The following is a 15,046-nucleotide window of genomic DNA, read 5'->3' as shown; positions in this document are numbered from 1 at the left end:
GGCGGCGCCGGCCCCATGCATTAAAGAGGAACACATTGCACGACGACCGCCGGATCACGGAAGTCCGTCTCGACCGCTTCCTGCGGGAGCGGATCACCCCCGCGATCTACTCGCGAACCGTACCCCTGACCTTGAGCAGCTGGGAAGTCCCGGACGAGCCTGTGCCCGTCATGGAGGCACTGCGCCAGGATTTTCGGCGGCAGGAACACGGCGCGGCGTGGGGCCGGCCCTGGGGAACCATGTGGCTTCGTCTCGAGGGCGAGGTTCCCGACTCGTGGGGGACCGCGCCGGACACCGAAGTGGAGATGGTGGTGGACCTCGGGTTCACCACCGAAATTCCCGGCTTCCAGTGTGAAGGCACCGCGTGGCGGCCGGACGGCAGCATCATCAAGGCAATTTCTCCGCGCAACCAGTACATCCCGCTCAAACTGCTGGGCAGCGGTATGGCTGTGGACTTCTATGTCGAAGCTGCGGCCAACCCCGATGTTGCGCAGGGCTGGACCTTTGCGGCCTCGCCGTACGGGGACAAGGCTACCGCCGGTGACCAGCCGCAGTACCGTCTCGGCAGCATTGCCATCGCGGAACTGAACCGGCACGTGTGGGAGCTGCAGCAGGACATCGCTGCGCTCCGGGGCCTGATGCACGAGCTGCCCATGGAACTGCCGCGCCGCCACGAGATCCTGCGTGCCCTGGAGCGCATGCTGGACATTATGGATCCGGACGACGTCCCCGGCACTGCGGCGGCAGGCCGGGCCGCGCTCGCCGGCGTTTTGGCCAGCCCCGCTTACGCCTCGGCCCACGAACTGCTGGCCACCGGCCATGCCCATATTGATTCCGCCTGGCTGTGGCCGGTACGGGAGACCATGCGGAAATGCGCGCGGACGTTTTCGAACGTGGTCGCGCTCATGGACGATGATCCCGACTTCGTGTTTTCCTGCTCCTCAGCGCAGCAGCTGGCCTGGATCAAGGAGTTCTATCCCGAACTGTTCGGGCGGATCCGCGAGAAGGTGAAGGCCGGACAGTTCGTTCCCGTGGGGGGCATGTGGGTGGAATCGGACACCAACATGCCCGGCGGGGAAGCCATGGCCCGGCAGTTCCTGGAAGGCAAGAGCTTCTTCCTTGACGAGTTCGGCATCGAGTGCCAGGAAGCCTGGCTTCCGGACTCGTTCGGATATTCCGCGGCGCTGCCGCAGATCGTCAAGTCAGCCGGCAGCAAGTGGTTCCTTACGCAGAAAATCTCCTGGAACCAGATCAACCGGATGCCCCATCACACCTTCAACTGGGAGGGGATTGACGGCACGCGGCTCTTTACCCACTTCCCGCCCGTGGACACCTACAACTCGGAGCTCACCGCCCGCGATCTTGCCCATGCTGAACGCAATTACCGGGACCACGGGTACGGCACGATCTCGCTGGTCCCCTTTGGCTACGGCGACGGCGGAGGCGGCCCCACCCGGGAAATGCTGGCCGCCGCCCACCGCACCGAGAACCTGGAAGGCTCGCCCAAAGTCCGGATCGGGACGGCACGCAGCTTCTTCGAGCAGGCCCAGGCCGAATACACCGCCCTCCCGGTCTGGGTGGGGGAGATGTACCTCGAACTCCACCGTGGCACCTACACCAGCCAGGCCCGCACAAAGCAGGGAAACAGGCGCAGCGAGCACCTCCTCCGTGAAGCCGAGCTGTGGTGTGCCACAGCAGCGGTGCGCACCGGAGGTTCCTACGCCTACCCGGCAGCCGAGCTGAAACGGCTGTGGCGGCTGGTGCTCCTGCAGCAGTTCCACGACATCCTGCCCGGCAGTTCCATCGCCTGGGTACACCAGGACGCCGAACGGAACTACGCTGCCGTGGCCAAGGGACTCGAAGGGCTTATCAGCCAGGCCACGGCCGCCGCGCTGGGCGAGGGCAGCGAGGAGTTCCTGCTTAACGCAGGTCCCCGCGAACGCGACGGCGTTCCGGCACTCGCTGCTGCCCGGCCCCTCGAGGCAGACGGGCCGGTGCAGGTCACAGCCCGGGATGGCGGCTTCATGCTCGACAACGGCATCATCCGTGCCGTGCTGGATGCCAACGGACTGCTGACCTCACTGCGCGACCACGCCAGCGGCAGGGAGGCCATAGCCCCGGGCGACTTCGGAAACCACCTGGAACTGCACCGCGACACCCCCAACGAATGGGACGCCTGGGACATTGACCAGTTCTACCGGCGGAACGTCACGTCACTGACCGACGCAGCCTCCATGACGGTGGAGCGGCACGGCGGTGACGCCGTCGTCATCGTTGAACGGCTCTTCGGGGCCTCGCGGATCGTCCAGCGCATCACCTTGGCGCCCGGCGGCAGTTCGCTGGGCATCTCCACGGACGTCGACTGGCAGGAGCGTGAAAAGCTCCTCAAGCTGGGGTTCCCGCTTGATCTCAGGGCCGACCGCTCGGCTGCTGAAACCCAGTTCGGACATGTCTTCCGGCCCACCCACGTCAACACCTCCTGGGAGGCCGCGAAGTTCGAGATCTGCGCGCACCGCTGGATCCATGTAGCCGAACCCGGTTATGGCGTGGCCATCGCCAACGCCTCCACCTACGGCCATGATGTGGCCAGGAGCATCAGGGACGACGGCGGAACCACCACGACCGTCCGGCTCTCACTTTTGCGCGCGGCAAAATTCCCCGACCCGCAGGCAGACCGCGGGCGCCACGTACTGGACATCTGGATCCGGCCCGGTGCCGGCATCGCGGACGCCGTCGAGGAAGGCTACCGCGCCAACCTCCCACCGCGGACCGTGCTGGGCGCGCATCCCGTGGAGCCGCTGGTCGCCGTGGATAACGCGGCGCTCGTCGTTGAAGCTGTGAAGCTGGCGGAGGACGGGTCGGGGGATGTCATCGTGCGGCTGTACGAGTCCCTGGGCGAACGCTCGGCGGGACGGGTCATGGCCAACTTCCCTGTCCGGAACATCCACACCGTGGATCTCCTGGAACGGAAGGCCGAGGCGCCGGGCGTCGTGGGCGGAAAGAACGCGGCAGACCTCACCCTGCGTCCGTTCCAGCTGGTCACCCTGAGGTTCGTGCGCTAGAACTCGTGAAGCAGCCGCTTGACGAACTGCCGGGTACGTTCCTGGCGCGGTGCCCGGAGGACCTCCGCCGCCGGTCCGCGCTCAACCACCACGCCGCCGTCCATGAAGATGACCTCGTCGGCCACCTGCCGGGCGAAGGCGAGTTCGTGGGTGACGATCACCATGGTCCAGTTCTCTTCGGCCAGTTCCTGGATGACGCCCAGAACATCGCCAACCAGTTCGGGGTCCAGGGCTGACGTGGGTTCGTCGAACAGCAGAAGCTGGGGCTTCAGGGCGAGGGCACGCACAATGCCCACGCGCTGCTGCTGCCCGCCGGAGAGCTCGAAGGGGTAGGCGTCGCGTTTGTCCGCCAGGCCAACCCGGGCCAGCAGCTTCTCCGCCTCGTCGACGGCTTCGGTGCGATTGCGCTTCTGCACCTGCACCGGGCCTTCGATGACGTTCTGCAGCACCGTCATGTGGGGAAAGAGGTTGTAGTGCTGGAAGACCATGGCACTGCGGTCGCGCAGGTCCGAGATGTCCTTCTTGGCCACCTTGCCCGAAAAGTCGAGCGACAGGTCTTTGCCGGTGCCGGTGTCTGCAAAGGTGACGGTGCCGGCGTCGGGCGTTTCCAGCCCGTTCAGCGAACGGAGCACTGTGGTCTTTCCGGAGCCCGAAGGCCCGATGAGGGCAACCACGTTGCCGCGGCGCACGTCCAGGTCGATGTCCCGGAGCACCACGTTGCTGCCGAATGCCTTGGCCAGGCCGCGGACGGAAAGCACCGGCCTCGCCTGGGGCGCACCGGCGTGCTCAGGGTTGCCCGAGGGAGCGCCGGCGGGCGGGCTAGTGGGCGACATAGCGGTCCAATCTCTTTTCGAGGGCGGATTGTCCAGCGGACAGCGCGAGGCAGATGACCCAGTAGACCAGCGCGGCTTCAAGGTACAGCACCATGAACTCCTGGCTGAAGGCGGCGATCTGCTGGGCATTCCGGAAGAGCTCGGTGACCAGGATCAGGGAGGCCAGCGATGTGTCCTTGACCAGGGAGATGAACGTGTTGGACAGCGGCGGCACGGATACCCTGGCCGCCTGCGGAAGGATGATGCGGCGCAGCGACAGTCCCCGCGACATGCCGATCGTGTGTCCGGCCTCCCACTGCCCCTTGGGGACCGAGAGGATGGCTGCCCGGATCACCTCCGCCGCATAGCCGCCGACGTTCAGGGAAAAAGCGATGATGGCGCTGGGCCAGGGATCCAGCTTCACGCCCAGGCTGGGCAGCCCATAGAAGATCACGAAGAGCTGCACCAGCAGAGGGGTTCCGCGGATCACGGAGACGTAGAACCGTGCGGCCCCGGAGATCACAGCGTTTCGGCTGAGCCGCATGAGCGCCACAAGCAGCGCCAGGGCCAGGCCGCAGGCGAACGAGGCCAGGGTCAGCGGGATCGTTCCCGTGACGGCACCGGCGATGATCGGGCCGAAGGAGCTCCAGACGAGGTCCCAGTTGAACGGCATTTACTTCGTGACGTCCGCGCCGAAGTACGTCTCCGAGATTTTCGCCAGGGTGCCGTCTGCCTGAAGATCGGCCAGGGCCTTGTCCACGGCCGCGGTGAGTTCCGTGGAACCCTTGCGGAACACAAACGCGCTCTCCGACTTTTCCGTGGTTTCTGCGGCGATCTTCAGGCCGGAGTCCGGGTTGGTCTTGGCGTAATCAAGATAGGTGAGCTTGTCGTTGACGATCGCATCCACACGGCCCTGGCGGACCAGCGTGACGCCCTGTGCCCAGCCTTCAACGGACTGGACGTTTGCGCCGGCGTCCACGGCCATCTTGTAGAAGTTGCTCGTCAGCGACTGGGCGGTGGTCTTGCCCTTGAGGCTCTCGAAGCTCGTGATGCTGCTGTTGTCCTCTTTAGTCACGATCACACCCGTGGAGACGGTGTACGGGGTGGAGAAGTCGTACTTTGCCTTGCGTTCGGGGTTGATGGAGATCTGGTTCGCGATGGTGTCGAAGCGCTTGGCGTCGAGGCCTGCGAAGATGCCGTCGAACTGGGTTTCCTCGAACTTCGCCTTTACACCCAGCTTGCCCGCCACCGCCTTGGCGATCTCGACGTCGAAGCCGGTGAGCTCGCCTGCTCCTTCGGCATGGAAGGAAAACGGCTTGTACGTACCCTCCGTCGCGATCACGATCTCGCCCTTGGACTTCACATCGCTCAGGGAAGTATCCGAGCCGGTGGTAGCCGACGGTGCCTGGGAGCCGCCGCAGGCAGACAGCGCCAGCGCCAGGCCGGCGAGAGTGGCGACGATTGCACTGCGGCGGGTATGGAGGCGGTTCATGGCGGTTCCTTCTTCTGCTGGCGGCTGAGGGCTTTGTACCGGCAACGCCCGTGTGACGTCCTTTTATTTCGCCATCATACGGGGGGCCGGAACGGGGCCTTAAACAGGCTGAGTGGGGGCGGTCCCCAACGGCCGCCACCACTCATCCCCCCAATGCATGCTCCAGCAGGCGCCACAGTCCTCCGGATTAGCGGAGCACCAGGCAGCAGCTGCTTTCACACATTCATGATTCTCTCACGCTCTAATGATTTTGTGAATCCCGCTTTGCTACCTTTCAGTAAATGACGTTCCCGGTCCCGTTGCAGCCGGTTGACTAATACTGGCTGCCTGCGGGCGACGGAACCCTCCGGTGCGCCCTCGCCTTGGCCAGCCAGATCAGCGCCAGGCCGGAGACGAAGCACAGGATGGCGGTGTAGTTGATGATGAAGGGCAGGTAGCCCCACGACGGCGGAATCAACGGAAAGAGGAGGCTGAGCGTGACGTCTATTCCTCCGATGGCCAGCAGGAGGGCACTGATCCGCAGCATCGGCGGCAGAGTGCTGCCCACCGCACGCACCATGGCAGGCAGGATGGCCAGGCACACGTAGGCAGGATAGGCGCGGCCGGCCGCACCGTAGTATTCCACCAAGAGCCTGTTCCGTTCGTCCTTGGCATAGACGTCCATCATCCCCGCCGACGAGCCTTCGGTGTCCATGAAGGCGAAGAGAACCAGCAGCGCGGCGGAGATCAGCCCCAACACTATGGTTCCGGCACGCCCCCGGATGAGCTGCACGCCGCGGGCGTCTCCGAACCCCTTGGCGATCCGGATGCCGAGGAAGTAGATGGCGCCAAAGATGATGAAGCGCAGGAGGAGGTTAGCCACATTCGTGTTTCCGAGCAGGTTATCGATCGCCAGATAGGGGCCCTTGATGCTTAGGAGCGTGGCCACGGTCAAAAACGCAAAGATATAGAAGAGCGACCTGTTTTTCTTGCGGACCAGGTTCGGTATCCGGGACAGGGCGGCGGCAGCGCACGCCACCAGAGTGGTCCACTGCAGGATCTCGATCATCCCAGATTCTCCCAGATTTTTTCGGTTTGTTCTTGATCTTGTTCCTGGCGGCGCAATGTCTTCCCGAGCGCCTGGAGGCGGTCTCCCGCCAGTGCGGCGAGTTCGCCGTCGGACAGCCGGTCCAGGGCGGCCTTGCGGGCGCCCGGCGCCCAGCCTGCTTCGGCTTCCGTGATCAGACCGGTGGCCACCAGGCCGCCGGTCAGCCCGACGCCGCCAGCCCGGGATGTGGCTATCGCCACCTCGGGGGCAAGCCGGTTCGCGGTCAGCTGCGCGGAGTAGTTCTGCGGGGCGATTCCCGTGGCGGCGGAGACACGGTGCCGGAGTTCCCCGTCGTCGATTGCATCCACCCAGTTCTTCACGGAGGTCGGGTGCGGAGCCGGGCTGAGTTCCCAATCCCCGCCGACGTCCTCTTCGGGTGCCGTGCGGGCGATGACAGCACGCAGCAGGTCCACGGTGGCGATTTGGCTGACGAGCTCCTGCCGGGTGGGCGGGACGAGGGGTCCGGCGAGGTCGCGGTAGACCTCAAAGTAGGCAAGGGACGTTACGGGATCAGTATCGAAAGCCCGGCTGATGCTGACCACGGTTGCCTCGGCGACTTTGCCACGGACGAGCTGCTGGGCCAAGGTGGTCCGCTTGACCTTCGACAGCCTGCAAACGTCGGCCATGCTGGTGTCAGGTGCAATGCCGTGCAGCCAGCGCTGGAACGCTTTGGCGGGGAGTGGCATGGAACGCTCTCTGCTGAACGAATGATTGGCACGATGGCAGCTGCCGGTAGTCTCGATTTTACCCGGGCCGCCGCTTCCACTATGCTAGTTTCTCGAACCCGCTGGTCCGTACACCCCCCAAGTCCGGACCAGCGGGTTCTTTCATGCCCGCCGGAATTTTCGGGCCGATCCGGGCAGCGGTGAGAGGATGGACAAATGACGGCAACCCTTGTTGCGAAGGACCTGGCGGGCGGTCATGATCACCGCACCCTCTTCTCAAAGCTTTCCCTGACCGTGGCGCCCGGGGAGGTCGTCGGCGTCGTCGGGGCGAACGGGGCCGGCAAGTCCACCCTGCTCCGGCTCCTTGCAGGCGTGGATGAACCGCAGGAGGGAACCGTAAGCCTGGCTCCCGCGGATGCGTTCGTAGGCTGGCTTCCGCAGGAACACGAGCGGGTCCCTGGCGAGACAGTGGCCGCGTATATAGCACGCCGCACGGGCTGCGCCAGTGCCACCGCCGACATGGAGGCCACCGCCGAAGCGCTCGGCGGGGGAGCCCCCGGCGCGGACGATGCGTACTCCCTGGCCTTCGACCGCTGGATGGCCTCGGGCGCCGCCGACCTGGACGAGCGGATTCCCCCTGTCCTCGCCGATCTGGGCCTGGACGTCGGGGCGGACGTGGACATGACCGGGCTGTCGGGCGGCCAGGCGGCACGCGTAGCGCTCGCCGCCCTGCTGCTGAGCCGCTTTGACATCGTGCTGCTGGATGAGCCGACAAATGACCTCGACCTGGAGGGCCTTGCCACGCTGGAGGCCTTCGTCCAGGGTCTCCGCGGAGGCGCCGTGCTGGTCTCGCATGACCGCGAGTTCCTGGCCCGCTGCGTGACCACGATCGTTGAGTTGGACCTCGCCCAGAACTCAGTGGCAGTCTACGACGGCGGCTACGAGGCCTTCCTCGAGGAGCGCGCCGTCGCCCGCCGGCATGCCCGCGAACGCTACGAGGAGTTCGCCGCCACGAAGGCGGATCTGGTGTCCCGTGCACGCACCCAGCGCGAGTGGAGCTCGCAGGGCGTCCGTAACGCCATGAAGAAAAACCCCGACAACGACAAGATCCGCCGGGCGGCCAGCACGGAATCGTCGGAAAAGCAGGCGCAGAAGGTCCGTCAAATGGAGTCGCGCATCGCCCGCCTTGACGTAGTGGACGAGCCGCGGAAGGAATGGCAGCTGCAGTTCAGCATCGGTCAGGCACCGCGCTCAAGCTCCGTGGTGGCAACGCTCCGGGACGCCGTGGTCCATCAGGGGGACTTCACGCTGGGACCGGTCAACCTGCAGCTCAACGCCGGTGAACGGATCGGCATCACCGGCCCCAACGGTGCGGGCAAGTCAACACTGCTGCGCCTGCTGCTCGGCCTGCAGGAACCGGCTTCCGGGAATGCCTCCAGAGGGGCGTCCGTGGCCGTGGGCGAGATCGACCAGGCACGCGGCCTGCTGGCCGGCAACCTGAAGCTGGGCGACGCCGTCGAAGCGGTGCTGGCCGACCAGACGCCGGCGGAGGTCCGCACCCTGCTGGCCAAATTCGGACTCAAGGCGGACCACACCTCCCGCACCGTGGATTCCCTCTCGCCGGGCGAACGCACGCGCGCAGCCCTCGCCCTCTTACAGGCCCGCGGTGTGAACCTGCTGGTCCTGGACGAGCCAACCAACCACCTGGATCTGCCGGCGATCGAACAGCTGGAGGAAGCCCTGGAGAGCTACGAGGGCGCACTGCTGCTGGTGACCCACGACCGCCGCCTCCTCGAGAACGTGCGGCTCGACGCGCGCTGGCACGTGGACAACGGCGTGGTCACAGAAGCCATGACCGGAAAAATGGAGCAGAGACAATGAGCATGGACGGCGTCGCCTGGCGCTCGCTGCACAACATCACCCGGGCCAAGAGCGGCTCCAAACCGTTTTCCCGGGAGACGCTGAAACGCGTCCTGGGCTTTGCGCGCCCACACCGGGCCAAGCTGATTGCCTTCGTGGTGGTGTCCATTGCCATGGCCTTCCTTGCCGTGGCAACGCCGGTGCTTGCCGGCCAGGTGGTGGACGCCATCGTGGCCGCTGCCGGAACCGGCGAAGTGATCCGGCTGGCAGCGCTGATCGCCGGGGTGGCCGTTGCCGAGGCCGCGCTGGGCTTGGTGAGCCGGTGGCTCTCCTCCACCATCGGCGAAGGCGTGATCGTAAACCTCCGCACCCGGGTGTTCGACCACGTGCAGAAAATGCCCATCGCCTTCTTCACGAGGACCCGCACCGGCGCCCTCGTCAGCAGGCTGAACAACGACGTCATCGGAGCCCAGTCGGCGTTTGCAGGAACACTCTCCGGCGTGGTGAGCAACGTCGTGGCGCTCATTCTGACCCTCGTAGTCATGCTCAACACCTCGTGGCTGGTCACCGTGCTGGCCATGGTCCTGCTGCCGATCTTCCTCATCCCCGCCCGGCGGATGGGCTCCAAGCTGGCAGACCTGCGCCGTGAAGCCGCCGAGCACAACGCGGCCATGGGCACCCAGATGACGGAGCGTTTCTCGGCCCCGGGTGCCACGCTGGTCAAGCTCTTCGGCCGCCCGGAGGACGAATCGCGAGAGTTTGCGCTGCGTGCGGGCCGCGTCCGCGACATCGGTGTGCGGACCGCGATGCTGCAGTTCACGTTCGTGACCGCGCTGACGCTGGTCTCTGCGCTGGCCCTGGCCCTGGTGTACGGCCTGGGCGGCTGGCTCGCCATCGAAGGCCAGCTCGCACCGGGCGACGTCGTGGTGCTGGCACTGCTGCTCACCCGCCTTTACGCCCCGCTCACCGCCCTGTCCAACGCCCGCGTGGAGATCATGAGCGCCCTGGTCAGCTTTGAACGCGTCTTCGAGATCCTCGACCTCAAGCCGCTCATCCAGGAAAAGCCCGACGCCGTGGAGGTCCCGCCGGGGCCGGTCGCCGTCGAATTCGACGACGTACGGTTCGCCTACCCCTCGGCGGACAAGGTGTCCCTGGCGTCCCTCGAGGAGGTTTCCACCCTGGACACCCGCGGCGGCGAAGAGGTGCTGCACGGCATCAGCTTCCGGGTGGAACCCGGCCAGACCGTTGCGCTCGTCGGCTCGTCGGGAGCGGGCAAGTCCACCATCGCCCAGCTGCTGTCACGGCTTTACGACGTCGACTCCGGCGCCGTGCGCCTCGGCGGCCGCGGTTCCGGAACAGGGCTGGACGTCCGCGACCTGACCTTCGGCTCCATCCGCGCCACCCTCGGCATGGTCACGCAGGACGGTCACCTGTTCCACGAATCCATCGCCTCCAACCTGCGGCTGGCCCGTCCGGACGCCACCGAGGAGGAGATGTGGGACGTGCTGCGCCAGGCGCGGCTCGAGTACATGATCCGGTCGCTTCCGGACGGCCTGGACACCGTGGTGGGGGAGCGCGGCTACCGCCTGTCCGGTGGGGAACGCCAGCGCCTCACCATCGCCAGGCTGCTGATCGCCCAGCCCCGCGTCGTTATCCTGGATGAAGCAACAGCGGCACTGGACTCCACCAACGAAGCCGCCGTGCAGGCGGCTCTCGGTGCGGCACTCGAGGGGCGCACCGCCGTCGTGATTGCGCACAGGCTCTCCACGATCCGCGCCGCCGATGTCATCCTGGTGGTGGAGGACGGGGCAATAGTGGAGCGCGGAACCCATACGGAACTCCTCGCCGCCGACGGCCGCTACGCCGAGCTGTACCGGACGCAGTTCGCGGAGGCTGCCGCAGTGGCTGAGGAAGCCGTCCCGGAGCTTTAGGCATCTCCGGTTGCAGACAAATGGGCAGGGCCCCGGAGAAATGTCTCCAGGGCCCTGCCCGGTTGTTAGGCTGCCTGACGGCCGCCAGCCGTTACCGGAAGATGTTGTAGCTGCCCCAGCCCCCGCCGATCAACGTTCGGGTACCCCAGATCCCCTTGCTGTAGGGGTAGTGGGCTAACGTGCCGTCGGTGAAACGGGCGATGAGTCCGTTACTTCCGGGGGTGAATCCAGCCACATTGGTGATGCTGTTGACGCTGTTCCACCCTCTGCCGACCACGGGCCTGGTTTGGTTGAGGAAGCCACCGGTTCCGTTGGAGCGGTACAGCAGGAGGCTGCCGTCGCTGCGTTTGGCGAGGAGGTCCTGTATCCCGTTCTGGTCGAAGTCAGCCATGGTGAGATAGAGGCCACGCCATCCGCCTCCGCGGTAGGTGCGCGGCGACAGGGTTTTTCCAGTGCTGTTCCCGTAGTACCAGAGACTCCCGGCCGCGTCGTAGGCAAGGATGCCAGGGTACTTGTCGGCTGTGCGCCAGCGGCCGACCGTCACGTGGTAACTGCCCCATCCTCCGCCGAGGGACTGGGCCGGAGCGAATCCTCCACCGTGCTTTCCAAGGTAGTAAGTCAGCCGCCCGTCCTTCCACTGGGCGACGATGTCATAGACGCCGTCGCTGTTCCAGTCGATCACGTACCCCTTGGCCAGTCCGGCCCAGCCGCTGCCGATCTTTTGCCGCGGCTGGATACCGCCAGCGCCGGTGGCCCGGTAGTTCCACAGCACGCCGTCCGCTCCGGCCGCTACGGTATCAGCGGCGCTGGCGATGGTCGGCCCGGAGTGGGCGGGTGGCGTGGTACCGATGTTGATGGTCGAGGCGACGCTGGGCACCCCGTTGGCGTCCACTGCAAAGAGCATGTAGTTGCCCGGCACCAGCACTCCGTGATCCGACGGCAACCTCAGCGACGCGGTGTTGCCCGAGACCGCGGTTGCGGTCAGCGGGATCCGCCGCTGGTCGGTGTTCACGGTGTGGGTCACCGTGCTCATCCGCATCAGGGAGAACTTGGTGGTCGGCGACCCGGTGGTCACGGCAATCGTGCTGCCGGGCGAGGCGAACGTTGGTGCAGTCACAATCCTCGGCCGGACGCGGGCACTGCCATCGGCGTTCAGCAGGTAGGGCGGGGTGAAGATCTCTCCGTCCAGGTGGTTGGTGGTGCAGTCCCCCTCGCACAGCCCGCCGCCGCCGACGAACACCCGGGCATCCGGGAGCAGCAGGGCAACGCTGTGATAGGTCCGGGGAATGGCCATCGGCGCCATCGTGGTCCACAGTCCGGTCGCCGGGTTCCAGATTTCCGGGGACATCCTGGCATCAGTGTCGGTCCAGGGACGAGGAGTGGCCTGACCGCCGACCACGAGCACCTTGCCATCGGGCAGCGCGACCCCGTTCGCGAAGGACCGGCTGACGGCCATGTCCGCGGTCCGGGCTACGGTGGCTGCGTTGTTGATGTCGATGGTGTACGCCCGCGCCGTGGCAGGGGCGCCGGAGTAGGCGGTCGCCCCGCCCACGGTGAGGATCTTTCCGATGTCGTACATCACGGCATCGCCGTTCATGGCGTCCGCGCTGTCGGACCGCAAACCGGCCGAGGTGATGCTGCCGGTGCCTGTGGTGGAGATCCAGTTCATCTGGCTGCTCGGCCCGGCGTGGAATACGCGGCCGCCGGGGGCGGCGAACAACCAGGCGTGATTGTCGGAACGGAATTCGCCGTCGGGATCGTCGGTCAGGATGGGGTCTACCGGCACATTTGTCAGCGCGCGCCAGCCGCCGGCGGCGGACCACACCTCGCCGTGCCTGTTGCCCACATCGCCGCCTGACCAGGATCCGCCGATGCTGAACACCTCACCGGTGGACGTGGTCACGTTGGACTGGTATCCGCGGCCCATCGTCATGGCCGGTCCCCGGGTCCAGGTGTTGGCCGCAGGATCGTACAGGCTGGTTTTCGTGCTGTTGCTGCCGCCGCTGACCATGATCCGCCCGTCCGGCAGCATCGAGGTTCCGGGGCAGAACATGTCGTGGGCGGTGTTGGCCACCTCGGTCTGGGTCACCGCGCCGGTGGTGAGGTTCAGGGTGGATGTCTGGGTGTAGCCGCTGGCGCCGCCGAATACCGTGCCCGAGTACGCGGACCAGGTGAGCAGCTTGTTGCCAGGCAGCAGGGCTGCTGCGACCGGGACAATCGGGAAGTTGATGGTGGGACCCCAGGACCCCTGCGCCCCGTTCACTGCCATGGTGGTCATCATGCCGCTGTCGCTTTGGCCAATCAGGTTGATCTCCGCTGCACTGCTCCAGGATCCTCGGTTGCCGGCCTCGCCGATGGCCCGTAGCTGGACATAGCGTGCCGTGGCTGCCGCGAACGTCACGCTTTTTTCGGCACTGCTGTCCGCCCAGGTCCCCTGGGCCACGGGCGTACCCCATGTGGTGCCGTTGGTGCTCACCAAAATCTCGAAGCTGCCGATCCGCCCGTTCTCGACGTCGGGACGCGGCAGATAGCGCAACCCCGTGATGTTTTGGGTCACCTTGGTGTCGATTGTGATGGCGTGAGGCAACGCGACTGCAGGCGCGGCAGTTCCCTTGCTGTGCCAGAACGTGTCGGCGTTCCCGTCGAGAACGTTGGCGGCCACACCGTTCCCGCCGGAAACCACTTCGTCGCTGGCCGACACCGTCCACCCGGTCCGCTGCAACGAAGGCGGAGGCGGCTCCATCCCGTCGGCCGACAGCACGGGGATGTGCTCATGGGGCCCCGGCGGCGCGCTGGAGGCGTCGTCGTGCGGAACCACCGCCACGTAACCCGTGATCAGCAGGAATGCCGCCGTAACTGCGGATACAACTCGAAACATGTGCGCCTCCGTCTGGCTTCAGCCCTCCACGACAACACGAAGGCTAGGCCGGGCAGGTTGGGAAAACCTTGGGCGGCAGGTCCGGGCAGTGAAAGGTTGACGGCATGCGTGAATATATGAGCCCGCGAAGCCAGGGCCGGGATATGAGGCTGGGGTACCAGGCGGAGGAGGTCAGGTGCGGGCGGTGCCCCGGGCGTCCGGTGCGGCCAGCGCCGGCAGGATGTGGTCCGTGAGCAGGGGCGCGAGGTCGGCGGGCAGCTCCGCCGCCAGGTCCAGCCAGCGGATTTCTGCGATCTCGGCCGAGGGATGGGCAATCCAAGTGCCGGGCGCCCTGAACACCGTTGCCTCGATTTCCGTTGCTTCCTCATTGGCGGCGTCCGCGAGCCACACGCCCATCAGCTCCAGATCCCGCGGGTCAACAACGATCCCCACTTCTTCCTCGAGCTCCCGCGCCGCGGCCTGCACAGCGGTTTCGCCGGGTTCGGGTTTCCCTCCGGGATGCATGAACTTGTCCGTGCCGCGCTTGCGGACGGTCAGGAGCCGTCCGGCGGCGTCATAGACGCAGACCGCAGAGACAATGATGCGGGGATTCACACCTACGAGCCTAGCTGTTTAGCAGCATGCGCCGCAGGCTCCCGACGGAGCACGGATTCCAGCAGCAGGTCCTTGTGGGGGCCCGTGACGTCCCAGACATAGCTGAATGCGTCCGGGCCGAGCAGGGAGTATCTGACGCGGTAGGTGTCGGGATCGCACCAGTGGTGGTCCTGGCTGGCGTCCGCGGCGAAGCTCATTCGGTGGAACGGGCGGCCGTCGGGAAAGGTCATGTCCAGGGCGTCGGGCGAGCCCGTGGGCCTAAGGAGGTATTCCCGCGTCGCCGGGCCGGTAAAGGTCCCGGCGCCTGAAGCGGGCCAGCGCACGGTGCCTTCCTCATGGAAGCGCAGCCCGCCGTCGTCGTCTGTTTCGGTAAAAATTACGACGCCGGCAAAGGTTCCGCGGGTGCCCGCCGTGCGGTCAAAAAGGGTCCGTTCCACGGACCAGCGTCCACCGGACGCCACTGCCCGGGAATTGCGGGCCTGCGAGATGCCCAGCAGATAGGCGCGGAGCCCGGAATACGGCTGCAGATTCAAGTGCCCTCGATTGGAATCGAACCAACGACACCGGCTTTAGGAGAGCCGTGCTCTATCCACTGAGCTACGAGGGCGGGCGTCCGCGCGGCCAGCCTGGGCCGGCCCGTTCGGACACGCTTACAAGCATACAAG

11 protein-coding genes and 1 tRNA gene are annotated in these 15,046 nt (G+C 66.1%); 3 read left to right on the top strand and 9 right to left on the bottom strand.

Annotation, left to right across the window (positions count from 1 at the left end; genetic code table 11):
• The first annotated feature begins 35 nt into the window (after nt 1-35).
• Entirely contained in the window at nt 36-3,062 is a 3,027-nt protein-coding gene (locus tag AC6CH3_RS14110) for an alpha-mannosidase (RefSeq protein WP_498133042.1), read from the top strand.
• On the opposite strand, the gene AC6CH3_RS14105 is transcribed toward AC6CH3_RS14110, so the two are convergent.
• From AC6CH3_RS14105 to AC6CH3_RS14085, 5 genes are all read right to left on the bottom strand, one after another.
• Nucleotides 3,059-3,895: an amino acid ABC transporter ATP-binding protein gene (locus AC6CH3_RS14105; RefSeq protein ID WP_498133041.1), complete on the bottom strand. Its 837-nt coding sequence runs from the start codon at nt 3,893-3,895 to the stop codon at nt 3,059-3,061. The genes AC6CH3_RS14110 and AC6CH3_RS14105 overlap by 4 nt on opposite strands.
• Nucleotides 3,882-4,547 (bottom strand): amino acid ABC transporter permease, encoded by a 666-nt coding sequence (locus tag AC6CH3_RS14100; RefSeq protein ID WP_498133040.1) that lies wholly within the window; start codon nt 4,545-4,547, stop codon nt 3,882-3,884. The genes AC6CH3_RS14105 and AC6CH3_RS14100 overlap by 14 nt, the downstream gene beginning before the upstream one ends.
• Nucleotides 4,548-5,366 (bottom strand): amino acid ABC transporter substrate-binding protein, encoded by an 819-nt coding sequence (locus AC6CH3_RS14095; protein WP_498133039.1) that lies wholly within the window; start codon nt 5,364-5,366, stop codon nt 4,548-4,550. It lies immediately after the preceding gene.
• A 313-nt stretch (nt 5,367-5,679) separates the two neighbouring features.
• Nucleotides 5,680-6,414, bottom strand: coding sequence for a hypothetical protein (locus AC6CH3_RS14090; protein ID WP_498133038.1), 735 nt, complete (start codon nt 6,412-6,414; stop codon nt 5,680-5,682).
• Nucleotides 6,411-7,139 carry a hypothetical protein gene (locus tag AC6CH3_RS14085; protein WP_498133037.1) on the bottom strand — a complete coding sequence of 243 codons (729 nt, stop codon included), beginning with the start codon at nt 7,137-7,139 and terminating at the stop codon, nt 6,411-6,413. Before AC6CH3_RS14085 ends, AC6CH3_RS14090 begins: the two co-directional genes overlap by 4 nt.
• A 195-nt stretch (nt 7,140-7,334) precedes the next feature.
• Between AC6CH3_RS14085 and AC6CH3_RS14080 the strand changes: the two genes are divergently transcribed.
• Both AC6CH3_RS14080 and AC6CH3_RS14075 read left to right on the top strand, forming a co-directional pair.
• On the top strand, nt 7,335-8,999 hold the full coding sequence (locus tag AC6CH3_RS14080) for an ABC-F family ATP-binding cassette domain-containing protein (RefSeq protein ID WP_498133036.1): 1,665 nt from the start codon (nt 7,335-7,337) through the stop codon (nt 8,997-8,999).
• Nucleotides 8,996-10,909, top strand: a complete 1,914-nt coding sequence (locus tag AC6CH3_RS14075) for an ABC transporter ATP-binding protein (RefSeq protein WP_498133035.1) — start codon at nt 8,996-8,998, stop codon at nt 10,907-10,909. The genes AC6CH3_RS14080 and AC6CH3_RS14075 overlap by 4 nt, the downstream gene beginning before the upstream one ends.
• 91 nt (nt 10,910-11,000) lie before the next feature.
• Here the strand turns inward: AC6CH3_RS14075 and AC6CH3_RS14070 are convergent, their stop codons facing one another.
• The 4 genes from AC6CH3_RS14070 to AC6CH3_RS14055 all read right to left on the bottom strand — a co-directional run bounded on the left by AC6CH3_RS14070 (nt 11,001) and on the right by AC6CH3_RS14055 (nt 14,988).
• The gene (locus AC6CH3_RS14070) at nt 11,001-13,787 is read right to left on the bottom strand and encodes a galactose oxidase family protein (RefSeq protein ID WP_498133034.1); all 2,787 of its coding nucleotides are present in this window, start codon (nt 13,785-13,787) and stop codon (nt 11,001-11,003) included.
• 171 nt (nt 13,788-13,958) lie between these two features.
• A complete protein-coding gene (locus AC6CH3_RS14065; RefSeq protein WP_498133033.1) occupies nt 13,959-14,381 on the bottom strand; it encodes an NUDIX hydrolase in 423 nt (140 codons plus the stop codon).
• Between the two features lie 2 nt (nt 14,382-14,383).
• The gene (locus tag AC6CH3_RS14060) at nt 14,384-14,914 is read right to left on the bottom strand and encodes a DUF6314 family protein (RefSeq protein WP_498133032.1); all 531 of its coding nucleotides are present in this window, start codon (nt 14,912-14,914) and stop codon (nt 14,384-14,386) included.
• A 1-nt stretch (nt 14,915) separates the two neighbouring features.
• Nucleotides 14,916-14,988 (bottom strand) — tRNA-Arg (locus AC6CH3_RS14055).
• Between the last annotated feature and the right edge of the window lie 58 nt (nt 14,989-15,046).

The organism is Arthrobacter sp. GQ119 (assembly GCF_059759125.1).
Note: the sequence above shows the minus strand (reverse complement) of the source record. Positions and strands in the feature narration are given on the sequence as shown.